Here is a 24938-nt window from a genome sequence, read left to right on the forward strand (position 1 = left end):
CATGACCAAAGAAGAAAAATTACAAATCCTCAATCGATTCCGAATCGTAAGTATTACAGAGGGCATTTCCATGCTAGTATTGGTGTTTATAGCCATGCCCTTAAAGTGGATTTTTGAGCTGCCTGTCATGGTTACCTATGTAGGGTGGATTCATGGGGCATTATTTATTGCCTATATTTTTATCCTCTTCCCTACATCAAGAAAACTGCGGTGGCCTTTTGTGAAGGCTGTATTTGCCTTGGGAGCAGCAATATTACCATTTGGACCGTTCCTTTTTGACAGAAAGCTAAAAAAAGAAATGAAATTGATACAGGAAGTAGGATAATGAACCTAATATGGCTGTCATTAGCAAAAAGAAAATCGTATATCCGATTAGTTCAAATCTAAGGAACTACCTGATAAAATATGGGCGGGAGGTAGATATCCCTATCCACTATAAGGACCTCCTGCGATATAGCGGTTCTATTGCACTATATGACTCCAAAGGTAATGATACGCTCTGGGAAACGGTTTTTTATGATGAGTCAGACCGCAACGATATCCACCAGAAGGTAAAAAAAATCTACGCCTTGCTAAAAGCTGACGGCGATATGTCGGTCATGCAACATTTGTATGTCGACCGAATTGACCTGTGTATTTATGGAAATACCCAGCCGTTTCGCGTAAGAATTGTAAATCGAATTAATGATAATTTTGATTATTTCTATATCAAAAATGCCGATGCGTCCCGGGTATACGGACTGGAACTCGAGCACTTATTGTCACCCAATAGAATAAGCTACCTAGTATATAAAGATTCCCTTATTGAGGAACATATTGCAGGAATTCCCGCTGAGCAATTTATGAAACAACACATTCATGACGGCTTACTAAACCCTATTCGCCTATCAAAAGAATTTGTGAAGTTCAATGAACGCTGTTTTGTCCGCTTATTGGGAGATATGCATTCTTCGAATTTCGTGATAGATGTTACTCCTGATTTTGAGGAAACACACTATCGGATCAGGGCAATAGACTTTGATCAGCAATCCTATGAAGGAAAGAAGTCGATTTATCTTCCCCAATATTTCAAGCAAAATAATGTACTAATCCAGTTGGGTATTAGACACATCACACCGGAATCCATGGCTCAGTATCAGCGGGAGGAAAGAGCACTTATAGCCACAAGACTCAAATCCTCGCCCAAGGAAATTGAGGATATTTTAGTCAGTATGGAATCTGACACCATCTCCACACCTGAAAACATAGAATCCCTGAAAAACGACTTGGCCAAACACTACAAATCCAGCGAATTTTATCGCTGCAAAAATATGGGTCAGATACTCCGGCTAAGCCTATATTTAGTTTTGCATAAGTAAGAATTTGGCATCATTTCTGCGATTTTATCGAACGTAATTACGCTACATTATAGAAACCAATCTGATGAAATTTTGGTTGTAATGATAGTTTAAGAACAATTATTTTATTTATAATTTTAACCTATATCCTTATAATATGAGCGTTTCTGAAAAAAGAGTATATAAAAAATTGGGATACAATAAAGACGAGTCAGAGAAAATTGTTTCCTCACTTAATCAACTTTTGGCAAATTACCATGTTCATTACCAAAAATTAAGAAATTTTCATTGGAATGTAACAGGTGGAGACTTCTTTGAACTTCACAACAAGTTTGAAGAGCTTTACACGGAGGCTTTTGGCAACATTGATTTGATTGCGGAGAGAATCCGGGTTTTCGGTATGAAACCTTTAAGTTTGATGAAAGATTACTTGGAGCATTCAAGCATCAAGGAAGTAAGCACTGATCTCAAATCAAGAGAAATGGTAGAAGAAATTCTGAAGGATTTTCAGATCTTGGTGGACAACATGAACGAATGTGCGGAGAAGGTAGCTGGATTGGGAGATCAGGCGACTGAAGATATGTTGATTTCCTTTATAAAAAACCTTGAGTTACATCATTGGATGTTAACCTCATTTTTGAAATAATTCCTAAAACCTTTCATAAATAAAGTCCTTCAATTCTCACATTGAAGGACTTTATTATTTCTAACAGGATATGGAAAGACCCGGAGGCCACCTATCAATAATATCTAACATCGCAGGATGGATTTGCCTTCTTAAAATTATCAATGGATCTCTTACCTATTCTGGTATTGAAACAAATTAACTTTTCCAAATTTACCAAATGCATGATTTGTTTTATATTTCTGACATTGGTACTGGCAATATCCAGTTCCCTCAAATCAAACAAGGTTTCCAAACCTCTTAACCGAACCACGTTAGTACCCGATAAATTTAGAGTTTTAAGTCTATTCAATTCAGCCAAAGGCCGAAGCTCTTCCACACCAGTATTGGAAAGGTCCAAAGATTCAAGGTAAGTAAGATTGGACAAAGGCGTAAGATCTCGTATCGGCGCTTGGGATAATTTTAGTAGACTTAGGCTTTCCATTCTGGAAATAGCCGAAATATCCTGTAAGGGTACATTATCTACCAACAACTGCTGAATGTTAAAAAAAATCAACAGCGGCTCTAGGTTTAGGATGTTAACATTTTCCACGGTAACTTTTTTATCCGAGGTCATCCTATGAAGTTCGTCTGTGGAAGGTTCTTCGGACAATTCAAATTGAGAATGTAGCAAACCTTGCCAAACATCATCCAGACCATTCCACCAAGAGTCAAGCTCTTGAGTTCGGAAAATGACTGTAGTTTGGGGCAGTATTCTTGTCAACTCCATAATGTCCCAAGCAGCAACATCTGTTTCATCGACATCCAGGTGCTTTAACTTTACTAGAGATTTAATGGGATCGATTGAGCTTATTTTAGAGCTATTTAAATATAAATATTCCAGTCCTGTTAAATCTGCTAGCGCTTCAAGATTACTTACTTGCGTATTACTAGCTTTTATGGTCAACAACGTTTTCATTTCAGCCAATGGAGATAAATCCTGAACTGCGGTGTTTTCTATGGCGAGATATATGGCCTTTTTGAACTTAAGAGCAGGTCTCAGTGTAATCACTTCACTTCCAGAAAGATTTAGGGAATCTATTCCTACTAATTCTGAAAGCTCCTCTACGGATGGTTTCTTGAAGTCTACCTTGGGATAAATTTCGGATAGCACAGCATTCCAACCTTCCGGGAGGGTTTCCCACCAAGTCTGCAGATTTTCCACATTATGGATAAGCAAAATTCTTCGGTTAGTCCTGGAAAAACTATCCGCCATCTCCTCGGTAATACTGGTTCTGTCTGCATATATTCTACGCAGATTAGAAGATCCATTCAAGGGTGTAAGCTGACTTACTTCGGTGCTGTTTATGTTTATGCGCCACAATTTTTTGAGTTCAGCAAGGGGGGCTAAATCCAATATATTGGTCCCTTCCAGGTTAATCTCCTCAAGACCTACCAACTCAGATAAAAATCCGAAATTTATCAGAAAATTACTTTTTAGGTTTAAAAGTTTGAGATTAGTGAGTTCACGAATATTTTCGATATTATTAAATCCACTTTCTTCCAGATCCAACGTTTCTAGTTCCTTGAAACTATTTAAAACACCAAAACCTCTAAGAGGAGTCTTGGCAAGCTGTAGGTGTTTGAGATTTTTGAGATTAAGGAGGTCATCTATATCATGTACCCCAGTATTGGAGAGATTAAGGTGAACAAGCCTTTCTGAATACTTAATAAACTGAACGTCTTTTGTGGGTGTATTTGAAATATCCAAGTAACTCAGGAAAGTCACATTACTGATTGGATTCAATTCCTCGATGTTGGTATTGCTGATATCCACATATTTCAGGTCCGTTAGTGCTTGGATCGGATTGAGATCAATTATTAGTTGGTTCCCGGACAGGTCTAACGTATCCATACTACTGATACGATACAAATCATCTACAGTGACACTGTCATCCTCTATTTCATATAATTCCCTAAATATATTCGACCATTCGTATGAAAGTGATGCCCACCATTCCAATAACTCCTCATCTCTGCTCAGCTTGGTGGTATACATGCTGGCAATTTTGAGTTCTTTAGAATTCCTATCCAGATTTACCTCAATAAAACGCTGCTTGGTATTGCTTATGGCTTCGCCATTTATTCCTACAGCGGTAAGTGTCCTATCCAGAGAAATTTCAAAATACAAATCTTTATTCTCTGTCAGCTTTGGTTTGATTTCCTTGACTTTAAACTGGAATTTAGCGTCCTTGAAGAAAAATTCCACGTCTTTTAGATAAGCTGTTATGTTCTTATTAGTAATTACTTTTCTATCCAGTAAAAGATCATCCTCAACCTGCACCAGGTTATCCCTGAATATCTTCTTGTAACTTTCTCTAATAATAACGTCCTTGTCTCTTGCGGATGTCTCCTGACTTCCAACTGTGTTCAGGAAATATTCCAAAAATCTAATTTGGTCCTCCACTTGCTGAGTGAGGTCCTTTATCTCTTGTTTGTTATACTCACCGATATCCTGTCCCATTCCTTGAGTAAAAATCATCAGGGAAAACAGCGATAATAAACCTAGTATTCTACTTACGACCATATATAAAATTCATAATGACGTCTCGATCTCCGTCTCCAAGTTTAACCAAATTGGAAATCAGCCAACCTGTATTGAAGCCTGGTCTGTTAAATTGTGACAATTCGAAGTACCATTTGTCGATTTGAAAGAAATGATACTTTACTTCTTTCACTGTTTCAAATTTCAAATTCCCTTTCTTAATTTCGAAAATGAAAAGTGTCAGATAGTCCGGATCAAAATCCTTTGGGGTATAAGATTCTGGTTTAGGATCATCCTGAATAGCCTTCCGTAAATTCATGAAACCCAACTCATGACTCAAGGGATGAAGAAACTTCTTTTGATCGCCTTCAGGCTTGTCGAAAGCAATTCGAAATGGTTCAAAATTAACATTTTCGATTACCCATTCATACCCTAGGCCCTCTGGTTGAAGTTTCAAAAATAAAGTTACTTCCTGCGATTTACCTCCATACGAGAATACGGTGTTAGCTTCAGCAAACCATTCCCCGCCATGAAAGTTGAGGAACTGGGGATAACTTTCGGAAATTACTGTATTTAGAAACTCTCTTTTAAGTTCTACGGGAATATCAGAGGTTTCGTTATCAAAAAGGATATTGATAAATGATTTTCGCAGCTCCCTATTTCGATAATTTTCATTGTCAGAATAATATCTGACATCTCCCTCCTTGCTTTCCTCTGCATTAAATCTTCTGAAAAATTGATTGACTTGCTTGGTTGATGCTGCAAATCTTCCGTCATCCATGAGTCTGCCGGAGCTGGATAAAACCTGCCCCGACACACTATGAATGGATGTAATAAATAATAAAATGATAATGATTTTTATTCTCATGCGGATGTTTCAGTCACTCTGACATCACCTAGCATAACGTCCCAGAATTCGATCGTCCTACCGGCAATTTGAGTTTGTTTTTTCTCTACGTAAATTGTGATATCTTTCTTGGTGGTGTCTCTGTAGTTCAATCCTGCTTCTTGTGAGGTTCCTTCGAATCTCTGGTAAACCGTGATAACGCCTACATACCTGCCATCAGGCTGTCTTTCAAGATCGCTTATATAGTGGATATCATACCAGCTGATGTTTACCCGGTCGTAATTCAAAGCCATTAGACGCTCAAAATACCTTCTTATTTTATAATAGGCGATTTCAGAATTGTTGATGGATGACACGCCCATTTCTGCATCTGGAGCGAATAGCTCCTCAGCTCTATCCATAACTCGTGTTGCTTCAGAAAATTGTGTTTCCTTACTTCCGATGATGCTTATGTACTTGCTTAAATCCTTAACTTTTTCCAAGGCCAAGGAATCAATTGCCTGCTTTCTTGCCGGACTTATATTGTCCTGAGCCAAGGCTACCATAGAAGTAGCTGAAAATAAAATCAAAAGGGATAGAATATATTTTTTCATGATTTTCAATATCTTAATGTTTTTTTAAAATTATCTTCTGCGTAATTCTAATTCTGTCACTTTACCGCTTCCATCCATTCTGATATCACTGATGAAATTCAGATTCTTTTTTGTATCCTTCAGGTAATTGAGGTACTTATCGATGGTGGTAGGTTCATCGTAATCCTTAATTCCGGATTCCTCATGAATGACGATTAATACCGGTGTATTCTGGTTGGAGAACATACCTAAAGCTTCCCTGATAGTATTATTGGCTCCTTGTAAATTCGAAGCAGTTGCAATGGAATTAAAATAACCCTCCAATTTACCTACAGCAACTTCCTCCGCACTTGGTTGGGGAGTTGCTGGTTTCGGTGCTGGAGCAGGTTCTTCTACAGGTACAGGAGCAGGGGCAGCTTCTACCACCTTCTTTTTACTTTTACAGGCTCCAAACGCTAATAGACCAATTAGCATAACGGTTAATAACCGATTCATTGGGAAATTAAAACTTCTTTTTTTCATGTTTGATTAAGAAATAATGTGTGAATTGATTTTTTTCGGCAAAAGATATGTGTTCTTTAAGGTTAAACCTAGGGTGGAATTAATTATTTGCCGAAGAGGATTGAAATTGATTGTTTAAACGGTTGATTGCTTTTTTAAATTTTGCTTATTGATAAATTTTCCGATAATTATATTTACTTTATTTAATGATATAAACATTTCTTACCATGGTGCGAAGATATGCTATTCTTTGTATTTTTTTAAAAGATTTTTCAAATGGTAAAATAATGTTTTAATCGAACAATTCAGCTAACTTATTTTCCAATGAAATCCCCCGAAGATCCTTGGCCAATATATTTCCATCCGGACCTATCATATAGGTTGCAGGAATAGCATTTATTTGGTAAATGGAGGCGGCTTCCGAATTGAAATATTTCAAATCAGACACTTGCGTCCACTCCAGTTTATCTTCCTCTATTGCCTTTAACCACATCTCCCGGGTTCGGTCTAAAGAAACTCCAAATACCTCAAATCCCTTATCTTTATATTTTTCGTAAAGGCGTACCACGTTGGGGTTTTCATCGCGGCATGGCTTGCACCATCCAGCCCAAAAATCAACAAGGACATATTTTCCACGAAAGTCTGATAGATTCACTGTCTGACCATTTGGATTGGGAAGAGAAATTTCCGGAGCAGGTTGCCCTATAGAAAGTGCCCTCAACTCGTCAAGTTCCTGTTTCCAAGAACTTATCATTTTCATGTCGGGATACCTTTCGTATAGCACTTGAACAACACTGTCTAAAAAATGGAAATCGTTTCTTGGATTTAGCATTCCCAATCCGGCCAATGCAGCAAAGCTGCCTTCCATTTCGCCAATGGTCTCCTTGACGCGTGTAGAGTGGTTGGCTTCCAATTGCATCGCTTTATCCTGAATGGCCCGGATTGCAACCTGATCCCTGTCTGCCATTACCTCATAATATTCGTCATTCAAGGTATTAATCTCTTCCTGGTAAACCAGCGTGATATCATCGATCTTTTGAAGCAGTTGAGAATCTATCGAACCTTCAATGACTGTAGTTTCCGATTCGAAATCATGCTCTATGTAGGCATCTTCACGAAATAGTGCCAACCGAATAACTTTTGTGTCGAACAAATTCAGTTCATAGAAATTAGGTCCGTCCAGCACCAGTTCATACTCAAACTTACCGTTGTTTTTAAGCTGAATAGTGTCTAGCGTGGTTGTGCCTTCATTGTTATACGCCGATAAAATTACATGCCCATCTGGGTAATTTGTCAATTTGCCTGCGAGATTGACCTTGCCAGTAAATTCTCTTTCTTTGGGACTACAACTTAATAGGGTTATTAATGTTGAAATAAGTAAGAGAGATAGGATTCCTTTTAATTGCAACATGGATTAATTATCAAGTATTTCAGTTAATATTTTAGTGGCTACCTTGGGGTCTGCCTTACCGTTGGATTTTTTCATTACCTGGCCCATAAACATCCCCATGAGGCCCTTTTTACCGGATTTATACTCCAACACTTTTTGGGAGTTTTCCTTCAGAACACTTTCCACAATTGGTTTAAGCGAATCCTCGCTACTCTCTTGGATTAAATTCAATTCCGTAGCGATCTCCAGAGCATCTTTTTTGGGATCTAACAACATGGCCGGATATATTTTCTGCGCTGCTGCCGAATAACTTACCTTCCCCGCGTCTATCAGTTGGATCAAGGATGCGAGAGAAGTGATGCTGATGGGGAAATCGTCAATATGCAACGTCAGTTCGTTCAAATAGGACTTCACAGGTCCCATCACCCAGTTCGAGGCTGCTTTATAATTTGTAGTCAAGTGGCAAAGTGCTTCAAAAAAAAGAGCGATTTCTTTGTTGTCTGACAATACACCTGCATCATATTCAGGTAAACCATATTCTAATACAAATTTCTCAAATAACTCCCTTGGAAGGGGCGGCAGATTATCTTGGATTGTCTTCAACCATTCTTCCGACACTATAACCGGACTGAGATCAGGCTCTGGAAAATAACGATAGTCATTCAGATCCTCTTTGGTCCTCATACTTGCCGTAGTCCCGGACGTCGCATCAAACGTACGTGTTTCAGATATAATTTCCGTGTTGCTTTCAGAAAGCAGCACCTGTCTTTCAAACTCATGCTCAATCGCTCTGGCTACATTTCGGAAAGAATTCATATTCTTCACTTCCACTTTTTTCCCGAGTTCGTCTTCGCCGCGAAGTCGAATGGACACATTGGCATCGCAACGAAGTGATCCTTCTTCCATATTTCCATCACATACATCCAGATACTTGACCAGTTTTTTTATTTCAGTCAAAAACTGGTAAGCTTCCTCGGAAGATCGCATGTCAGGCTCCGACACGATCTCAATCAGAGGAACTCCGGCTCGGTTAAAATCCACCAAAGTGTCAACCTCTCCTGCGAGGTGAATGGATTTACCCGCATCTTCCTCCATGTGTATTCGGGTAAGTGCAATGGATTTTTTTTCTCCCGACGAAAGAACGATGGGAACTTGCCCGCCAACGCAAATCGGGTTTTTATCTTGGGTAAGCTGGTATCCTTTTGGGAGATCAGGATAAAAATAATTTTTTCGGGCAAAGATATTTTTTCGAGTTATCTCAGAATCACACGCTAGGCCCATCTTAATGGCAAACTCTACCGCACGTTTATTTACTTTGGGCAAGGTACCTGGGTGACCCAAAGTTATAACAGATATGTTCGTATTGGGTAAATTCCCAAAGGTCGTAGAATCAGCTGTATACATTTTACTGTTAGTCAAAAGCTGGGCGTGTACTTCTAACCCAATGACTAACTCGTACTTATTCTTTACTTTTATGTCTAACGTTTTCACTTTTGTTTCTTCAATCATATTCAAAACACTTGCGTTTTACACCAAAAATGGCAGAGTTTTATTCCAAAAGCAAATGTTATGGAAGGTAAATTATATGGACGGATAGGAGAGAATTTCTTTGGCGTGTTTAACTGCAAGAGGTATTCCTTCCAAATCCTTTCCTCCTGCCGTGGCAAAAAACGGCTGTCCTCCTCCGCCTCCCTGAATGTTTTTAGCCAGCTCCCTTACAATTTTCCCAGCATCATATTGATTTTCCGCCACTACCCGCTCATCAATTACAACAGCGATTTGAGGCTTTCCTCCAATATTAGCTATCAAAATTCCGACAAACCTATCACTTTCATTTTTTAATTCGAAGGACAGTTTTTTAAGTGCATCTGCAGAGGGTAGGGTGACCGATGCGACCAAAAGATCTAAATTCCCGGCACGATGTATTTTGCCTAGCAGTTGATCTTTTATCTGTGCGGCCTGTTTCAGATGCAAACCCTCTACTTCCTTTCTTAACTCATTTTTTTCCTGCAATAAACCTGCCACAGATTTTTTTAGATCACGGGGAGCTTTAAGCAGTTCTTGGATATCCTTTAGGGTTTGTAGTTGCTCTCTGACATAAGCTTCGGCCTGAACAGAAGTCATAGCTTCAATTCTCCTTACGCCCGCCGAAATTGACCCCTCAGAAATAATTTTGAAAAAACCGATATTACCGGTAGCCTGAACATGGGTTCCTCCACAAAGCTCCACTGAAAAATCTCTCCCAAACGTAATCACCCGAACGAATTCACCGTACTTCTCACCAAATAATGCCGTTGCCCCCAAAGCCTTCGCTTCCGCATTGGGCAGATTCCTTTTTTCATCAAGGTGAATATTTGCCCGGATACGCTCGTTGACAATGGCTTCAACAGCAGTCAATTCCCCATCAGTAAGCTTGGCATAATGGGAGAAATCAAACCGTAACAATTCCTCATTAACTAAAGACCCCTTTTGTTGAATATGATTTCCCAACACCTGTCTCAAAGCCGACTGAAGCAAATGAGTAGCCGTATGATTGTTCATGACACGTAATCTTCGCTCTTCATTTACCTGAGCGTTAAATGACTGACTTGTATCCACCGGAAGCTTGTCAACCTCATGGACTATCAAATCGTTTTCCTTCTTCGTATCTAAAACTTGGATAGTTTCGCTTTCTCCCAGTAAGGTTCCTTGATCCCCTACCTGGCCGCCACTTTCAGCATAAAACGGAGTTCTGTTAAGTACTAACTGGTACTTTTTCCCTTTCTTTTCGGATATCACCCTGTATTTAAGCACCCGACAAAGTGAATGCAATTGGTCATATCCCACAAACTCCACACTTTCCTCACTTGTCACTGTGATCCAATCCCCCGTCTCCTGTTCTGCCGCAGCGCGTGATCTTGTCTTTTGGACTTCCATGGCTGTATTAAAACCGGTTTCGTCAACAGACAAACCATGCTCTCTGGCTATAAGAGATGTAAGATCAAGCGGGAAACCGTAGGTATCATACAATTCAAAAACCTGGTTCCCGGGAATTGTCTTGGAAGAGACGATGGACGATTCAGATTTTATTTGATCCAAAATTTTCAGTCCCTTATCCAAGGTTCTCAAAAATGAAATTTCCTCCTCTTGTATTACCCTAGAAATAAATCCTTGCTGCAAGGTAACCTCTGGAAATACTTCCCCGAAAAGGTCCGACAGCGTCGGTAGCAAAAGATGCAAGAATGGCTCCTTAAAATTCAAAAACGTATAGCCATATCGGACGGCTCTCCGGAGAATCCTTCGAATCACATAGCCCGCCTTGTTGTTTGATGGCAACTGCCCATCCGCTATGGTGAATGATATAGCCCGAATATGGTCTACAATAACTCTAAATGCTATGTCGGTCTTTTCATCCGATCCATAAGAAATACCGGACAAAGCCTCAAGTTGATGGATAAAAGGTTGGAATAGATCCGTGTCATAATTGGATTGCTTCCATTGAATCACCCTCACCAGGCGCTCCAAGCCCATGCCCGTGTCCACATGCTTGGCCGGCAATTCCTTCAGTGCACCGTCCATCGTCCGGTTATATTGGATGAAAACTAAATTCCAAATCTCAATAACTTGTGGATGATCTTGATTGACGAGATCTTTGCCGTCGACTAGTTGCCGCTCAGCATCAGTTCTTAGATCCACATGTATTTCAGAGCAGGGGCCGCAGGGGCCGGATTCACCCATTTCCCAAAAATTATCCTTTTTGGATCCAAATAAAATACGCTCTTTGGCAATCCATTTACCCCATAACTCAAGTGCCTCCAAATCCTTGTCCAGCCCATCTGCCTGGTCTCCTCCAAAGACGGTAACATACATGCGATCCACAGGTAAATCATAAACTTCAGTAAGCAACTCCCACGCCCATGCAATCGCTTCCTCCTTGAAATAATCTCCAAATGACCAGTTACCCAGCATTTCAAACATGGTATGGTGATAGGTGTCTACCCCGACTTCTTCCAAATCATTATGCTTTCCAGAAACTCTAAGACACTTTTGGCTGTTAGCTACCCGGGAGTATTGGGGAGTGTCATTTCCCAGGAAAAAATCTTTAAACTGATTCATCCCGGCATTGGTAAACATGAGCGTAGGGTCATTTTTGACCACTATGGGAGCAGATGGCACAAATTGATGTCCTTTGGATTTAAAAAAATCTATAAATGTGCTTCTTATTTGCTTTGCGTTCATGTTTTGTATGCTTTATTGATTATATTTCGAAGTTCGAATACAATTTTAGTTACATTTGCATTCTATATCTCGCTTTTTGCGGGCTAACCATGCTTAATCCCTTGTTTTTCGAAAAGGAATACAAAATTAGAAGTTTTACCGTTCAATTTGTTAGATGAGTAGAATAAAATATTATTACGATCCCAAGACCTGTAAATATGAACGATATGTTCGAAGCAAGTGGGACATTACACTGAATTTGCTGGGGTTTTTATCACTGTCATCCATCTTTGCAGTAGGTATTCTGCTTGTTTTCAGCCACTATTTTGACTCCCCAAAAGAATTGCTCTTAAAAAGGGAGAATCAGGAACTTAAGTTGTATTACGACCTGATGAATCAGGAAGTAACCCGACTCAATACCATGATGGCAGACCTTCAGGAGAGAGACGACAATTTATACAGAGTAATATTTGAATCAGAGCCTATTCCATCTTCCGTGAGAAAAGCTGGATATGGCGGATCTGATAGATTCAAAGAAATTAAAGAGAAGGGGCTGAACCAAGAGAAACTGATTTTGACGGTGATGGAAAAACTTGAAAGTCTCAAAAAGCAAATGTTTATCCAAACGAGATCCTATGATGAATTGTCCGAGACGGCGTTGAATAAAGAAGAATACTGGGCGTCCATTCCTGCTATTCAGCCCATACATAATGAAGAGCTAAACCGCCTTGCCTCTGGTTATGGTATTCGGATACACCCTATTCTAAAAGTAAGAAAAATGCATACGGGTGTAGATTTCTCAGCACCTAAAGGCACGCCTATCTACAGTACTGGCGACGGGGTAGTCTCTTTGGTAAGGACAGAATTTGGAGGCTATGGCAAGCATATTGTTGTCGATCACGGATTCGGATTTTCCACCAGGTATGCCCATATGAATGATTTTAATGTAAAGGTAGGGCAAAAGATCAAACGGGGCGATCAAATCGGTACAGTAGGTAATACCGGATCTTCCACTGCTCCCCACGTTCATTATGAAGTCATTAAAGACGGGAAGTATGTCAATCCGGTCAATTATTTCTTCAAAGATCTAGAGCCATCTGAATTCGATAAAATTCTTGAATTGGCTTCTAGAGAGAATCAATCTCTTTCCTAACAGTTTATTTAGTCCCCAGGGGTTGTACCTTGGAAAAAACCTTTCAGCTTTATTTGGTTTTATCCCAAAGAAGTTGAAAGGTTTTTTGCTTTTTATTCGTTATTTTTGAAATAAAACAATATCAACTTGCCCTACCGAGAAAAAGAAATAGAGAAGAAATACTACTCCATCGGAGAAGTCGCCGATATGTTCAAAGTAGCCACTTCCCTAATAAGATATTGGGAGGGTGAATTTGACATCATCAAACCAAAAAAGGACAAAAAAGGGAATCGCAGGTTTACTACCGATGACATAGAAAAGATTAGACTTATCTTCCACTTGGTGAAAGAGAAAGGGTACACCTTGCAAGGTGCACAAGAAATCATAAAAAAAGACCTCCATCAGGTCGCCAATAAGGCGGCTATGGTAGATAGACTGCTGGGGATAAAAAGTTTTTTGATAGAAATCAGGAATAATCTCAATGGAAAAAACAACCCATGACTCCTTACTCTATACGGTAGCCCTTAGCCTAATTCCAAAAATTGGCCCCGGAATATATAAAAACATTATTAGCTATAGTGGTTCAGCAAAACAATTTTTTGCCCTATCCAAAGGAAAAATTCAAAAAATCCCGGGCGTGGGGGCTAAATTATCCGAAGTATTACATTCCAAGGATACTTATCTAAAGGAAGCATCTCAAATACTCGAAGAAGCCCACCGCAATGGAGTCAAGGTAATATCCTACCTGGATAAGGAATTCCCCCAACGTCTAAAATCTTTTAGCGATTCTCCTGTACTTTTATTCACCAGAGGTGAAGCCGATTTGAACCCTGCAAGGACCATAGGCATCGTAGGCACGCGCAATGCGACCGCATATGGGAAAGCTGTTACCGCAAAAATCGTCGAAGATCTTGCCGAATACAAGCCAACCATTATCAGCGGTCTGGCATACGGGATAGATATAGAGGCCCACCGTGCCGCCTTGCAAAGTAACCTTCCTACGTTGGGGATATTAGGTACCCCCATTAACAAAGTCTATCCTGCTCATCATTTTCAGATTGCCCAAACCATGATGAAATCCGGGGGGCTAGTATCTGAGTACCGGATAGGCAGTGCCCTCAACCCCAACAATTTCCCGCAACGGAACAGAATAATCGCAGGATTATCGGATGCCCTGATTGTAGTGGAAGCAGCTAAAAAAGGAGGTGCCCTTATTACTGCCGAAATAGCCTATAGCTACAACAAGGAAGTATTTGCTGTACCAGGCAATCTTCAGTCTTTATATAGCGAGGGCTGTAACAACCTCATTCGTACAATGAAAGCGGGGATATATATGGGATCCAAAGAAATAGAGGAAGCCTTATCCTGGGAAAAGGAAGGTTCCGAAATTACCAAAAAGGCCGTTCATATGGACTGGGATCAATTTGATGAGGTAGAAAAAAGTATTCTGCAAATGTTGGTTCAGGAACGGGAATTAGAGATCGATCAGCTTAGCTGGAAAACCAATATCCCACTTTCTACACTGGCCTCAAAGCTGCTGAATTTGGAGTTTCAAGGTTTTCTTAAGGCACTTCCAGGTAAGAAATTCCAACTGATCGGTTCCTCGAAAAAATGAAAGAAGGAGGTACCGGGGTGACACCTTCTTTTTTCATCTATTCCAATTATTTGGGCATCAAAATTCCTATCCCAATAAGCGTTAACACCTACGAAATTAGAATACTTCTTTGGCAATTTTATAAGTAGCTTCAGCTTTACTCATGGTATAATAATGTAAAGAAGGTACAGCCGCTTTTACAAGTTCCTTACTTTGTTGGATTGCCCAAGTTATACCCACTTCTTTTACGTCAGCATTGGATTTGCATTTGTCTAACTCCACCATTAACGCATCAGGAAGATCCAAAAAGAATGTTCTGGGAAGATTCACTATTTGCGAAAGAGTTGTTATCGGTTTCAGTCCGGGGATAATCGGGATATCAATTCCAGCCTCCCGTACCCGCTTTACATAATCGAAATATTTCTGGTTATCAAAAAACATCTGCGTAACCACATAGCTGGCACCCGCATCTATTTTTGCCTGAAGATATTTCAGGTCATAGGTCAAACTTGGGGCCTCGAAGTGTTTTTCCGGATATCCCGCTACCCCGACACAGAAATTCGTGTGAAATCCTGTTTCAGTTTCATCGTGCAGGTAAATACCCTTATTCATATCTGTGATCTGTTTTACCAGTTGCCACGCATAGCAATGTCCATCCTTCTCAGCTATAAATTTACCTTCAGATTTATCGGCATCTCCCCGTAGTGCCAAGACATTCTGAACTCCAATAAACTCCAGATCAATCAGCGCATTTTCTGTTTCTTCTTCTGAAAATCCTCCGCATAGTAGATGCGGGACTGGTTCTACATGAAATTTGTTAATTAATGCCGCACAAATACCAATAGTGCCGGGTCTTTTCTTTGTGCTCACCTTCTGAACAAGTCCTCCGGGATGCTGCTTATAGATGTATTCTTCCCGGTGGTAGGTGACATCTACAAATGGTGGATTAAACTCCATCAAAGGTTCAATTCCAGCGAGCATGTCCTGAAGACTTTGTCCTTTGAGAGGGGGTAGTATTTCGAACGAGAAGAGTGTTTTATTGGCTTGTTGGATGTGTTCTGTAATTTTCATGTTCTGCGAAAAGAATTACACCTGTGGGTGGATTTGTGTTTAATATCAATATTGGATAGAAATTAGTCGTCTTCAATTTTCACTGGACTTTATCCATAAGAATCAATTTTGGCGTATATGCCAAGTTGGGAGAAAGCCATCGCTCTGCCTGCTCTTTGCTAACTCCTTTTCTATTTGCATAGTCAACTACCTGGTCCTCTCCGATTTTTCCCAGTCCAAAATATTTACTATCCGGATGAGCGAAATAAAATCCACTGACTGAGGATGTTGGATACATGGCAAAGCTATCTGTTAGGGTAATCCCAATCCTTTGCTCAACCTCAAGTAAGTCAAAAAGCATCCTTTTTTCGGAGTGTTCCGGACAAGCCGGATAGCCCGGTGCCGGTCGGATACCTGCATAATTTTCTTGGATAAGGTCTTCATTCGCCAGATTTTCGTCAGGTGAGTAAGCCCAGAGTTCCTTCCTTACCAACGCATGAAGATACTCCGCTCCAGCCTCTGCCAACCTATCGGCGAGTGCTTTCAGCATGATATCGTGGTAATCGTCATCATCTTTTTTGTATTCATCCAATTTCGCTTCTATTCCTAGACCGGCAGTCACTGCAAAGCAACCAAAATAGTCTTTATCGGTCGGATGTATATAATCTACCAGACTTCGGTTTGGAACACCCCTCCCTTTTTTGCCCTGCTGCCGCAGAAAATGAAATGCTTGGTCATTACCGCCCGTATACGCAGCATCAATCACCAAATCCTCTCCAATACGCTGAACGGGGAACAATCCTACGACAGCTTTTGCAGAAAGCCACCTTTCCGCTATTAGTTGATCCAACATGGCATTGGCCTCGGTGAAAAGCTTTTTAGCCTCCTCTCCTATCAGCGGATGTTCGAGAATTTTGGGGTATTTGCCCGAAAGCATCCAAGTACTGAAGAAAGGGGTCCAATCAATATATTCCCTCAGCACCTTCAAATCCAAATTTTCCAACGTTGTGATGCCCAACTTTTTCGGTATATGGGGCCTATAGTTTTCCCAATCTATTACCGTAGGGTTTTTAGCAGCTTCCTCAAAGGTTGCCATTTGCTTGATTTGTTGTTTTGCTTCATGGGCCACTCGCAGTTCTTGATAGGTTGCCTTGATTTTGAGCTTATAGTCCTCTTTAATCGCCTCATTAATGGCCTCTCCAGCGATCGGCACTGATTTGGAGGCATCGGTTACATGGACGACTATGCCGCTATAAACCGGGTCAATTTTTACCGCTGTATGAATCCGTGATGTGGTGGCACCCCCTATGAGAAGCGGTATCTGTAGCCCCCTTCTTTCCATCTCGGCCGCTACGTCTACCATTTCATCCAAGGATGGAGTAATGAGCCCGCTAAGCCCTATAATATCTACCTTCTGGGCAATTGCTTCATCGATAATGCGCTCCGCCTCAACCATCACTCCCAGGTCAATAATATGATAGCTGTTACAAGCTAGCACGACCCCGACGATGTTTTTGCCAATATCATGCACATCCCCCTTAACTGTAGCAAGTAGGATTTTTTTAATTTTTGACGTATTGCTATCGAAATTCAAGTCGCCTGCTTTGGGCATGAACGGCTCCAAGTAAGCCACTGCTTTTTTCATAACCCTGGCACTTTTGACAACCTGGGGCAAAAACATCTTGCCTTCTCCGAACAGATCACCTACTACGTTCATTCCATCCATCAAAGGACCTTCGATTACCTTGAGCGGATCACCAAAATGGACCCGGGCTTCTTCAGTATCTTCCAAAACATAGTCAATGATTCCCTTTACCAGGGCATGTTCAATTCTTTTTTCTATGCTGGCACTTCGCCATTCATCGTCCACTTTGGCTTTTTTGCCACTTGATTTAACTGTCTCGGCAAAATCCAACAACCTTTCCGTAGCGTCTTCCCGGCGGTTCCACATAACATCCTCCACTCGCTCCAGCAGATCTTTGGGAATATCGTCATAGATTTCCAACATGGTTGGATTCACTATCCCCATATCCATGCCGTGTTTGATCGCATGATATAAAAATACCGCATGCATGGCTTCCCTCACTGGGTTGTTGCCTCTAAACGAAAAGCTTACGTTGCTCACTCCCCCGCTGATTTTTGCTCCCGGTAGATTTTGCTTGATCCACTGAGTTGCCCTGAAAAAATCGATGGCGTTAGTTCGGTGTTCTTCCATGCCGGTTGCTACAGGGAAAATATTAGGATCAAAAATAATGTCTTGCGGGTTGAAATGGACGGTTTTGGTCAATATGTCATAGCTTCTCCTACAAATCTGCACCCTGCGTTCATACGTGTCCGCCTGTCCTTTCTCATCAAATGCCATTACCACCACTGCCGCGCCAAAACGTTTGACGGTCTTCGCCTGCCGGATGAATTCTTCCTCACCATTCTTCAAGCTGATCGAATTGACAATTCCCTTTCCTTGGACACATTTGAGTCCGGCGACGATGATATGGAACTTGGAGCTATCTATCATGATTGGAATCCGGCTAATTTCGGGTTCCGAAGCGATTAGGTTCAAAAATTTGACCATTGCTGCTTCTCCATCCAACATCCCTTCGTCCATACAAACATCCAGGATTTGAGCTCCCCCCCTTACCTGATCCAAGGCAACCTCCAGTGCCTGGTCATAATCTCCATTCAAGATCAGTTTGGCAAATCTCTTTGACCCGGTCACATTGGTTCTTTCTCCAATATTGACGAAATTTATTTCCGGTGTGAAAACCAGTGGTTCCAGACCGGAAAGTTTCATTACGTTGCTGTATTTGGATTTCAGTTGCATAGTTAGTTTTCTGCCGGTTCAAGATTCAATTTTCGCGGGGAATAGTTTGCTGCTGTCTTGGCGATAATCTGTATATGGTCCGGTGTAGTCCCGCAGCATCCGCCAAGGATATTTACCCAGCCTTCTTTAAGGAATTCCTCCACTTGGCTGTTCATCTCATCAGGACCCTGATCATAGGCTCCAAATTCATTGGGCAAACCCGCATTTGGATAGACACTGACAAGAAAAGGGGCCTCTTCAGCCATCACCTTCAGATAAGGTCGTAATTCCTTTGCTCCCAACGCACAGTTCAGGCCAACGCTGAAGAGAGGTACATGGGAAATAGAAATTAGGAAAGCTTCGGTTGTCTGTCCGGATAGTGTTCTCCCGGAGGCATCGGTAATGGTACCGGAGACCATAATGGGGATGCCACCCTCTTGTGGAGAAAGAGGAATACCCAACTCTTCATAAACTTCCTGGATGGCATAAAGAGCCGCTTTGGCGTTTAAGGTGTCAAATACAGTCTCCACCAGCAGCATATCCACCCCTCCGTCCAGCAATCCCCTGATCTGGTCCTTGTATGCATCAGCAAGCTGATCAAAGGTAATCGCCCTGTACCCCGGATCATTTACATCTGGAGAAATGGAGGCAGTTCTGTTTGTAGGTCCCAAGGCACCGGCAACAAAGCGCGGCTGATCTGGAGTCAACTTTGTGAATTCAAGAGCAACTTCTTTCGCCAGTCTGGCCGACTGGAGATTGAGCATGTAGGCCAAGTGCTGAAGGCCGTAATCTTCTTGCGCAATAGAGGTGCTACTGAATGTGTTTGTTTCTACAATATCAGCTCCTGCTTTGAAGTATTCGGCATGAATCTCCCGAATGATATCAGGCCTTGATAGGGACAATAAGTCGTTGTTCCCCTTCAATGATTTTTTGAAATTTGCCAAATCAGGAGTCCTAAAATCATCTTCACCCAATCCATACCGCTGAATCATAGTCCCCATGGCACCGTCCAGTATGAGTATTTTTCTTTGGGATTGATGTAATAGTAAGTCAGTTCTGTTCATGTTTTCAGGATCTAAAGCGAATCAAGAAAGAACCGAAAGAAAAATAGAATTTTGAATACTATCTCACGGCTCATCTTCATCCGGAAAACCCGGATAGGGAATTAGCACCTTTTTAAATTTAGGTTGCTAAGACATCATAGGGCCCTTCCCTCCGTCTTTCTTGATAAGCAATTCCAAAATTAACATCTTTTTATCGGAAAAATTCCCGATTGATTCAAAACTTTCAAAATTCGGAGCAATTTTCTGTTGATACATTAGGGATGTCATCACTTATTAAGTCATCATCCGTTTGTTGGCAAAAAAGGTTTATTAAATAAAACTACTTCAACAAATTACACTAGGGCCTTACCCCTAGGCCAAATTGCAGGTATGGTCCTTTCATAAAGGACTGCATACTGGTGTCGCCAAACCTATACCTGCCAAGAGGCATTTCATAGCCTGCATGTATGGAATAGACAACATTAAAAGCATTGACTTTGGCTATAGGAAGCGCATAGGCAATCATCAACTCCGGCTTTACCATGAGCCCTCTGGCAAAAATGTAGCCGTCATAATCGGGTTCCTCAAAAAGAAGCGGGAATTCAGGTTTGTTCAGGTTTTCCAAGGTATAACGTACACTCCCAAATCCTAGTCCTCCTAAGACTCCCATTTCTAGGTTATTTCTTTTAAAAAGTTGATACCCCAGATTTCCATAAAAGCGTATGCTGTTCAGCGATTGGTCATAGGATTCGTTGGCGGTACCCTTACTGGCTAAATTGAAAATTTCCGCTCCATACATCTTTCTGCCATTCTCGCCGATAATCTTAAACCCTATGTTACCCGGAATATCTGGTAGCCTATTGTAATCATTTGCATCCAAGGATTCATTGAAACTCCCTACGGAAACAAAATTTTTGCCATAAAAAAAATGAAGGCCTAAAGTAGCATCATCATAGAAAATATTCCTGTCTGGCAGCGATATACCTGCTCCCATACGTAAAAATGCTCCTGCTTGCGTATTGTCAAAAGCTACCCCATTTTTATTCCATGCGTTTTCAAAAGGACTAAAAGAATAGCCAAATTTCCCGATAAGTTCTATAGATTCTTCCATGGATGGGATCCTGATGTCATATCCCAACTGGAATCCAATCTCAGTAAGAAAACCTCCAAAATAGTTGCTTCCCTTTTGAATGTCATTTTTCCGCAAAATAAAACCTTGAGCCGGCGAAGCTAAAAAATCTCCCAAGCGTTCGGGCTGACCTTCCTTTAACATCTGAAAATTAAGATAACCCACACCCAAAGACATGTAATGAATGAACTGCACTCGCCCCTCTTCCGTCAACGCATAGCCAACATTAAAATAAAGCCGTGAGGTTCTATAATCCAATTCATAATCCCTAAATACTGACTTGGGTCCGTTATTTTGATACAGTTCCACCCCAAAAATAAAGTCGTTAATCCTACTTTGATACCCTATTCCCAATGTGGTGTATCCATTTCGAAGGGGAGATAGCCCTTTATCGGAGAGCATTTCGTTAAATTCTCTGAGATTGGCTCCGGAACTTCCATAGGTAAGGTAAAAAGTAGACCTGCGGGAAGGGTCAGTCTGAGCCATCAAACTCTGGCCCCATAAAATGAAAATCAACAGCAGGATGGGTATACGCATTTTTTGAAAATTGAAGCCGAAATTAAAGCTATTGGATGGAATAACCAGACTATTCAGCAAAATATTGCCCTCTTTGTAGGGTATTTTAGCCCTTGGTTTAAAATTCCATCATTCATGCTGAGATGGCTTATAGGTATTTTGTGATTTTGGCATAAAGGTTAGCCGGAACAAATGGCTTTGACACATAATCATCCATGCCCGCCTCCTGTATGTCCTCCTTTACTTCAGAATAAGACGATGCTGTCAATGCAATTATCGGGATTCTTTTGGAGGAGTTTTCCTTCTCCATTTGCCGGATTCTATTGGACACCTCAAATCCGTCCATGACGGGCATCTGCAAGTCAAGTAAAAGGATGTCAAAATCACCCTCCATATACATTGCTACTGCCTTTTCTCCGTTATTGGCAAATTCGAGATTCCCCACCCCCCATCTAATTAGATATTTTCGAAGCAATACCTGATTGACAATATTGTCTTCAGCAACCAAAAGGCTGGTTTTATTTAGGTCCTTCAATGGCCCCGAAGTCAATTGATTGCTGGATTTTGCCTGTTTGGAAATATCAAAACTGAGTTCAAACCAGAAAATTGTCCCTTGGGATGGTGTTGATTTTACATAAATGTCTGACCCAAAAAGTTGAATAAGCTTTTTTACTATAGCGAGACCCAGACCTGTTCCCCCATATTTCCGGGTAGTATCAGAGCTTGCTTGGGTAAATGCCTCAAAGATAGAGTCAAGTTTGTTTTCGGGGATTCCAATACCCGTATCTTCCACCTCAAAATGAATTGACACAGTGGCGTCTGTCTGTTTGGTTGGCCTCATTGAAATCTTCACCATCCCGTCCTTTGTAAACTTTACCGCATTGGAAATCAGGTTGTTCAAAATCTGGGAGATTCTCACTGGGTCCCCAACAATATACTGAGGAAGATTAGGTGCAATATCCAAAACAATTTCTAACGCTTTTTCCCGTATTTGGTAGGTATATGAATGAACTATCCTGTTTAACAAATGCGCAGGTTCAAATACAACGGTTTCCAATTCAATTTTACCCGAATCAATCTTGTTAAAATCAAGTATATCGTTGATCAATCCTAGCAGGTTTTCTGCGGAAAACTGTAAGGTTCGCAGATTTTCGAGTTGATCCTCCCTGGGGTTGTCTTCAAGCAGCAAATGGGACAGACCAATCACCGCATTCATTGGTGTCCTTATCTCATGACTCATGACAGACAGAAACTGGGATTTGGCCGTCAATGCTGCCTCGGCCCGATTTTTTGCCAGAAACAACTCCTTCTGAGTTTCTTTTAACTTGGTAATATCCCGGGCAATTCCCAAATAGTAACGGACCTTACCCTGGTCGTCTTTTATCAGTTTACCGCTGGAACTAAAGATTCTAAAAGTGCCGTCTCTATGCTTTAATCTACATTCAAATGAGGGATTGTGCTCAAAATACATAATCGGGTCTTCCTTAAACCTCTCCAAGGATTTTCGATCATCCGGATGCAGAAAATCAACAAAAGCCCCACTGGTAAATTCGTATGTTTCGTAATCCAAAAACTGTTTGATATTCGGCGAGACATAACTCAATTCCATTGAGGAGTTAATCGAAAAGATAAGTTCCGTAGATTCCTCCACTAAATTCCTGTATTTCAGCTCACTTTTCTCAAGTGCTTTTTTGATGTGGTACTCATCAGATATATCTTGGATGATACCCAAAAAATACTCCAATCCTTCATCCGAAAAAATAGGCTTAGCCATCAATTTATACACCCTATTCATGTAGTGTAACTCTTTTGATGTTGTAACTTTTCTTTTCCTAGCTGTCTCAAATAGCGGAAGAATGACATCAAAGTTGGTGGTATTTGCTTGCTGTATGGTCTTCCCTTCAAAATAGGCCTTATCCAACCCCCAATAATCAAAATTTGGCCCTTCTGCGACGAGGTAAGTATAATTCTTGTCTATTAGAAATACATTGGTAAGCGGAATATTTGAAGCTAAAACACGGTATTGATTTTTAATACGCTCTATCTCTGCCCGGTCAAACTTTTTCTCAGTGATATCTTGAAAAAGCCCCTCATAGCAAACCGCTTCTCCTTTTTCGAGCGAAAGGGCACTTGCTTTATCCTCAATCCATTTGTAATTCCCATTTTTTTGCCGGATTCTATACTCCCTTATACGTACAGGATTGTCTAAATCTGCAAATGACTGAACAAAGCCCGGCAGGTCATCAGGGTGAATCAAGTCCAGAAAACTGGTTTTGTCCTCTATAATATCTTTGGCCCGATAACCGTATTTTTTGATGTTTTCTGTAATAAATGTAATCTCAAAGTGATTTTTCGGATCCAATCTGAACATAACGGCTAGGCTTTTTTCCACAATGACCTTGACCGTGTTGGCCATTTCTTCCCGCTCCCGCTTTTCGGCAATGTTATTGATTATCAGCGAAAATCCAACGACCTCTTTATCGGGGTTTTTCAATAATGTTATAGACAGTTCGAATGGTGCCTGTTGTTTGGAAATACAAGCCAATGAAACCTCACCGCACCAGTTACCTGTCAAATAGGTTTCTTCAAATAAATTATATAAAGTTTTATTTTCACCCGATATAAGCGTATATAAATCTCCAATCCTACCGGAAAATGAAACTGGCACTCCACTTGATTTGGAGGCAGCCTGATTCATGTAGATAATTTGGAAGCTCAGGTCAGTCACAAAAATCGGATCTTTTACTTGGGCTAATATTTGGGATTCAAACTGGAGATTTCTTTCAATTTCCTTTTTGTCTGAAATATCCATGCAATAACCGAATACTTCCAATTGATTTTGGGGACTGAGACTATTCACCTGAATCCTATATGAAATAAATCGGTCTTTCCCGTCAGGATGACTATACACGAACTCTCCGGAGGTAGTTTTTCTTGTCTTAATGGCTTTCTTCAACTGATTCCCCACCTTTGCCCGATCCTTTGACCTCACAAGATGGATAAAATCCCTTATCGCTATGGATTCGGTTTCCAGATGTAGACCAAAAAGCTTTCTTAGACCGGGAGATAAAAACACCTTTCTCTGGGCGTTCAAAAACCTCCATGACCCTGTTTTTGCCAAAAGCTCAGCTTCTTGCAATAGCTTATCTTGCGGTATCAACCTCCCTAAGGATTGATCCAATAATGATAGATTATCACGATCAGGCATCCATTTTCCCGCAGCAAAACAAAGTTTCCCATATCCTTCCATCCATATGCCCTCGATTCGCCATGCAGTAGGTGTTTCCTTTGTAGGCAACTGCTTTATGGAAACGAAGTTTTTTTTATCGATGGATTTAAAATATGCGATTAGTTTGCTTAATAAAAACTCATCCCGCTGAAAAATTTCTTCCCAGGATCCCGGAGAATCAGGAATTCCTTCTGAAAAAAGTATAGCGTGCTCATTGAACACCAAGAAAAAATCTTGATAATTCAACTTTTCGCTGGAAAAACCACGGTTGAAAATTGTGTTCATTATAAAAATCAGTATGATCGCTTTAGAGTCAAGAAGCTTGAATTAAAGCACAGTAATCAAAATAATAGTGAAGTAAATGCACGTATAAATATAAAAACAAATAACGGTTATATACAAGTAATTAATTAAATACGACTTTATATTTAAAAATTTTCATTATTCTTCTT

At 40.7% G+C, this 24938-nt stretch carries 18 protein-coding genes and 1 riboswitch; of the genes, 6 read left to right on the top strand and 12 right to left on the bottom strand.

Annotation, left to right across the window (positions count from 1 at the left end; all coding sequences use genetic code 11):
* Position 1: 1 nt before the first annotated feature.
* The 3 genes from FQ608_RS18270 (at position 2) to FQ608_RS18280 (ending at position 1983) form a co-directional block, all read left to right on the top strand.
* Positions 2-325 carry a DUF3817 domain-containing protein gene (locus FQ608_RS18270; RefSeq protein ID WP_158859929.1) on the top strand — a complete coding sequence of 108 codons (324 nt, stop codon included), beginning with the start codon at positions 2-4 and terminating at the stop codon, positions 323-325.
* A gap of 10 nt (positions 326-335) precedes the next feature.
* The gene (locus FQ608_RS18275; protein ID WP_158859930.1) at positions 336-1358 is read left to right on the top strand and encodes a hypothetical protein; all 1023 of its coding nucleotides are present in this window, start codon (positions 336-338) and stop codon (positions 1356-1358) included.
* Positions 1359-1494: 136 nt separating this feature from the next.
* The gene (locus tag FQ608_RS18280) at positions 1495-1983 is read left to right on the top strand and encodes a Dps family protein (protein WP_158859931.1); all 489 of its coding nucleotides are present in this window, start codon (positions 1495-1497) and stop codon (positions 1981-1983) included.
* Positions 1984-2077: 94 nt separating this feature from the next.
* Here the strand turns inward: FQ608_RS18280 and FQ608_RS18285 are convergent, their stop codons facing one another.
* The 7 genes from FQ608_RS18285 to alaS form a co-directional block, all read right to left on the bottom strand.
* On the bottom strand, positions 2078-4528 hold the full coding sequence (locus FQ608_RS18285) for a leucine-rich repeat domain-containing protein (RefSeq protein ID WP_158859932.1): 2451 nt from the start codon (positions 4526-4528) through the stop codon (positions 2078-2080).
* Entirely contained in the window at positions 4515-5354 is an 840-nt protein-coding gene (locus FQ608_RS18290) for a hypothetical protein (RefSeq protein WP_158859933.1), read from the bottom strand. Before FQ608_RS18290 ends, FQ608_RS18285 begins: the two co-directional genes overlap by 14 nt.
* Positions 5351-5926 (bottom strand): hypothetical protein, encoded by a 576-nt coding sequence (locus FQ608_RS18295; RefSeq protein ID WP_158859934.1) that lies wholly within the window; start codon positions 5924-5926, stop codon positions 5351-5353. The genes FQ608_RS18290 and FQ608_RS18295 overlap by 4 nt, the downstream gene beginning before the upstream one ends.
* A gap of 30 nt (positions 5927-5956) precedes the next feature.
* Positions 5957-6427 (bottom strand): nucleoid-structuring protein H-NS, encoded by a 471-nt coding sequence (locus FQ608_RS18300; protein ID WP_158859935.1) that lies wholly within the window; start codon positions 6425-6427, stop codon positions 5957-5959.
* A 271-nt stretch (positions 6428-6698) separates the two neighbouring features.
* Positions 6699-7817: a TlpA disulfide reductase family protein gene (locus FQ608_RS18305; RefSeq protein WP_158859936.1), complete on the bottom strand. Its 1119-nt coding sequence runs from the start codon at positions 7815-7817 to the stop codon at positions 6699-6701.
* 3 nt (positions 7818-7820) lie between these two features.
* Complete coding sequence (gene gatB, locus FQ608_RS18310) at positions 7821-9305, bottom strand: Asp-tRNA(Asn)/Glu-tRNA(Gln) amidotransferase subunit GatB (protein WP_158859937.1); 1485 nt, start codon at positions 9303-9305, stop codon at positions 7821-7823.
* Between the two features lie 72 nt (positions 9306-9377).
* A complete protein-coding gene (alaS, locus tag FQ608_RS18315; RefSeq protein WP_158859938.1) occupies positions 9378-12014 on the bottom strand; it encodes an alanine--tRNA ligase in 2637 nt (878 codons plus the stop codon).
* Between the two features lie 154 nt (positions 12015-12168).
* Between alaS and FQ608_RS18320 the strand changes: the two genes are divergently transcribed.
* From FQ608_RS18320 to dprA, 3 genes are all read left to right on the top strand, one after another.
* A complete protein-coding gene (locus FQ608_RS18320) occupies positions 12169-13146 on the top strand; it encodes a M23 family metallopeptidase (RefSeq protein ID WP_158859939.1) in 978 nt (325 codons plus the stop codon).
* Between the two features lie 126 nt (positions 13147-13272).
* Complete coding sequence (locus tag FQ608_RS18325; RefSeq protein ID WP_158859940.1) at positions 13273-13626, top strand: MerR family transcriptional regulator; 354 nt, start codon at positions 13273-13275, stop codon at positions 13624-13626.
* Positions 13607-14740 (top strand): DNA-processing protein DprA, encoded by a 1134-nt coding sequence (dprA, locus tag FQ608_RS18330; RefSeq protein WP_158859941.1) that lies wholly within the window; start codon positions 13607-13609, stop codon positions 14738-14740. Before FQ608_RS18325 ends, dprA begins: the two co-directional genes overlap by 20 nt.
* Positions 14741-14836: 96 nt before the next feature.
* Here dprA and metF read toward each other — a convergent pair whose 3' ends face one another.
* The 5 genes from metF to FQ608_RS18355 form a co-directional block, all read right to left on the bottom strand.
* Complete coding sequence (metF, locus tag FQ608_RS18335; protein WP_158859942.1) at positions 14837-15790, bottom strand: methylenetetrahydrofolate reductase [NAD(P)H]; 954 nt, start codon at positions 15788-15790, stop codon at positions 14837-14839.
* A gap of 79 nt (positions 15791-15869) precedes the next feature.
* Complete coding sequence (gene metH, locus FQ608_RS18340) at positions 15870-18590, bottom strand: methionine synthase (protein WP_158859943.1); 2721 nt, start codon at positions 18588-18590, stop codon at positions 15870-15872.
* A gap of 2 nt (positions 18591-18592) precedes the next feature.
* A complete protein-coding gene (locus FQ608_RS18345; RefSeq protein WP_158859944.1) occupies positions 18593-19633 on the bottom strand; it encodes a homocysteine S-methyltransferase family protein in 1041 nt (346 codons plus the stop codon).
* 67 nt (positions 19634-19700) lie between these two features.
* A riboswitch (SAM riboswitch) is annotated at positions 19701-19803 on the bottom strand.
* 167 nt (positions 19804-19970) lie between these two features.
* Entirely contained in the window at positions 19971-21278 is a 1308-nt protein-coding gene (locus FQ608_RS18350) for a hypothetical protein (protein WP_199856407.1), read from the bottom strand.
* Positions 21279-21405: 127 nt separating this feature from the next.
* Positions 21406-24771, bottom strand: a complete 3366-nt coding sequence (locus FQ608_RS18355; RefSeq protein ID WP_158859945.1) for a PAS domain S-box protein — start codon at positions 24769-24771, stop codon at positions 21406-21408.
* Between the last annotated feature and the right edge of the window lie 167 nt (positions 24772-24938).

The organism is Lunatibacter salilacus, from assembly GCF_009797935.1.
Taxonomy (GTDB): domain Bacteria; phylum Bacteroidota; class Bacteroidia; order Cytophagales; family Cyclobacteriaceae; genus Lunatibacter; species Lunatibacter salilacus.

Excerpts from the sequence above, each read along its gene's own strand:
- FQ608_RS18300 (WP_158859935.1), bottom strand. The coding sequence starts at position 6,427 with ATGAAAAAAAGAAGTTTTAATTTCCCAATGAATCGGTTATTAACCGTT.
- dprA (WP_158859941.1), top strand. The coding sequence starts at position 13,607 with ATGGAAAAAACAACCCATGACTCCTTACTCTATACGGTAGCCCTTAGC.
- FQ608_RS18305 (WP_158859936.1), bottom strand. The coding sequence starts at position 7,817 with ATGTTGCAATTAAAAGGAATCCTATCTCTCTTACTTATTTCAACATTA.
- metF (WP_158859942.1), bottom strand. The coding sequence starts at position 15,790 with ATGAAAATTACAGAACACATCCAACAAGCCAATAAAACACTCTTCTCG.
- FQ608_RS18320 (WP_158859939.1), top strand. The coding sequence starts at position 12,169 with ATGAGTAGAATAAAATATTATTACGATCCCAAGACCTGTAAATATGAA.
- FQ608_RS18355 (WP_158859945.1), bottom strand. The coding sequence starts at position 24,771 with ATGAACACAATTTTCAACCGTGGTTTTTCCAGCGAAAAGTTGAATTAT.
- FQ608_RS18280 (WP_158859931.1), top strand. The coding sequence starts at position 1,495 with ATGAGCGTTTCTGAAAAAAGAGTATATAAAAAATTGGGATACAATAAA.
- gatB (WP_158859937.1), bottom strand. The coding sequence starts at position 9,305 with ATGATTGAAGAAACAAAAGTGAAAACGTTAGACATAAAAGTAAAGAAT.
- FQ608_RS18285 (WP_158859932.1), bottom strand. The coding sequence starts at position 4,528 with ATGGTCGTAAGTAGAATACTAGGTTTATTATCGCTGTTTTCCCTGATG.
- FQ608_RS18350 (WP_199856407.1), bottom strand. The coding sequence starts at position 21,278 with ATGCGTATACCCATCCTGCTGTTGATTTTCATTTTATGGGGCCAGAGT.
- metH (WP_158859943.1), bottom strand. The coding sequence starts at position 18,590 with ATGCAACTGAAATCCAAATACAGCAACGTAATGAAACTTTCCGGTCTG.
- FQ608_RS18345 (WP_158859944.1), bottom strand. The coding sequence starts at position 19,633 with ATGAACAGAACTGACTTACTATTACATCAATCCCAAAGAAAAATACTC.
- FQ608_RS18275 (WP_158859930.1), top strand. The coding sequence starts at position 336 with ATGGCTGTCATTAGCAAAAAGAAAATCGTATATCCGATTAGTTCAAAT.
- alaS (WP_158859938.1), bottom strand. The coding sequence starts at position 12,014 with ATGAACGCAAAGCAAATAAGAAGCACATTTATAGATTTTTTTAAATCC.
- FQ608_RS18295 (WP_158859934.1), bottom strand. The coding sequence starts at position 5,926 with ATGAAAAAATATATTCTATCCCTTTTGATTTTATTTTCAGCTACTTCT.
- FQ608_RS18290 (WP_158859933.1), bottom strand. The coding sequence starts at position 5,354 with ATGAGAATAAAAATCATTATCATTTTATTATTTATTACATCCATTCAT.
- FQ608_RS18270 (WP_158859929.1), top strand. The coding sequence starts at position 2 with ATGACCAAAGAAGAAAAATTACAAATCCTCAATCGATTCCGAATCGTA.